Annotated in this window: 2 protein-coding genes; both read left to right on the top strand. The window is 37.9% G+C overall.

Annotated elements, in window-relative coordinates; genetic code table 11:
* The coding region (locus ON073_RS20280) for a sensor histidine kinase (RefSeq protein ID WP_274763679.1) at nucleotides 1-791 on the top strand (791 nt) is incomplete at its 5' end.
* Between the two features lie 2 nt (nucleotides 792-793).
* Nucleotides 794-1,501, top strand: a complete 708-nt coding sequence (locus ON073_RS20275; protein WP_274763678.1) for a LytR/AlgR family response regulator transcription factor — start codon at nucleotides 794-796, stop codon at nucleotides 1,499-1,501.
* Nucleotides 1,502-1,683: the final 182 nt, after the last annotated feature.

Genomic DNA, 1,683 nt, shown 5'->3' with positions numbered 1-1,683 from the left:
TACGTAAAGCTAGTTATCACCAGCAACTGATGGTAATGATCTTAGTGATATGTTGTTTTACTATAGCAACCAGTTACGTGGTTTTTTCATTAGAAATTCTTGAAAATATCTCGCTAATTGAGTTTTTGGGTAGAAACTTGCTTATCGCGTTTATTATTGCTGTTCTTTATGCACAGTTTAGCATTATGCATGCAGAGCGCAGTTACTCAGAGCAAATTGCTACACAGGCACAGCTTAGCTCGTTACAAGCGCGTATTAGGCCGCATTTTTTATTTAATAGCTTAAATATGGCAGCTGAACTTGTTTATCATAATGCTGAAGATGCAGAGAAAACAATTTTAGCGCTAGCTGATTTATCGCGTGCAGCAATGCATTGTGATGAAGCTATTTCGTTAGAAAAAGAAATTTTACTCGCGCAGCAGTATATGCTGGTAGAATCATGGCGCTTCGGCGATAGATTAACCATTGACTGGCAATTGCCAGAGCAATTTCCTGAATTGAATGTACCAGCATTGACTATTCAGCCGCTATTGGAAAATGCGATTTGTCATGGTGTTGAACCAAATGAAGGTCGCTCTACTGTGTCAGTTCAGTTATTGGTCAGTAGCAGTTCCATTTCACTTATTGTTGATAACCCTTATTTGCAAGATGCATCAAAATCTCGTCCTTCAAACGGCATTGCAGTAGAGAACATTAAAGAGCGCCTACATATGTATTTTGGTCAGCGCGCTAAACTTACGCATTTTATTCAGGGCGAGCGCTTTCGAACTAAATTAGTGATCCCGAGATAGTTATGAATGTATTAATTGTTGATGATGAGCCTTTAGCAAGAGCTAGAATTTCTAGGCTATTGCAAAAACTGCGACCTGATTTTTCAATTTTACCCTTAGCCGGAAATTCAAACGAAGCACTCAATATATGCAGTGATGTTATGCCTGACTTAGCGCTGCTAGATATTGAAATGCCGGGTATGTCGGGAATAGAACTTGCCCAAAAATTAAAAGAGGTTGAGCCGCCTCCCGCAATCATCTTTATTACTGCTTATACAGATAAAGCATTGCCGGCATTTTCAGTCTTGCCACAGGGTTATTTAGTAAAACCGGTAGATGAAACATCGCTAGCTAAAGTTTTGTCAGGGTTGCAATTGACTCACCGAGCACAAACAGCGCTCAAACAACAAGAAGCATTAGAGTATCTAGAAAATGGTTTACACAAACAAATATTAATTGCCGATATCAGATTGATAAAATCAGAAGATAAATACCTTAGAGTGATTACACCCTCACGTAGCTTTTTAATTGAAGGCTCACTTAAAAAGCTATTGAACGACTACGCACTCTTTTTTGTTCGAGCCCATCGCAATACCATAGTAAACAGTAGCTACCTCTACGAGATTGGTCACGACACCAATAAACATTGGCTAAAGCTACTTGATTTAGATGACAAAATTGAAGTTAGCCGCCGAGAGTGGCCTAATTTAAAACAACTGCTTCAAAAATAAATACCGTTTATCGGAAATTCTTACCGTTAATAACTTGTAAATTGAGTTTCGTTTTTCGTTCAGCGACTATTAAGCTAGAAAATTTTCAGTTTAAAGGATGAATGAAAAATGCGAATACAGAATTCTCTTTTTTCCTCTTTTAAGAATAAACCTCAAAATAAAGGCTTCACACTCATTGAAGT

Source organism: Pseudoalteromonas sp. G4, from assembly GCF_028875915.1.
In the GTDB taxonomy this organism is placed as follows: domain Bacteria; phylum Pseudomonadota; class Gammaproteobacteria; order Enterobacterales; family Alteromonadaceae; genus Pseudoalteromonas.
The sequence above is the reverse complement of the archived record's forward strand: the minus strand, read 5'-3'. Positions and strand labels throughout refer to the sequence as shown.

Excerpts from the sequence above, each read along its gene's own strand:
- ON073_RS20275 (WP_274763678.1), top strand. The coding sequence starts at position 794 with ATGAATGTATTAATTGTTGATGATGAGCCTTTAGCAAGAGCTAGAATT.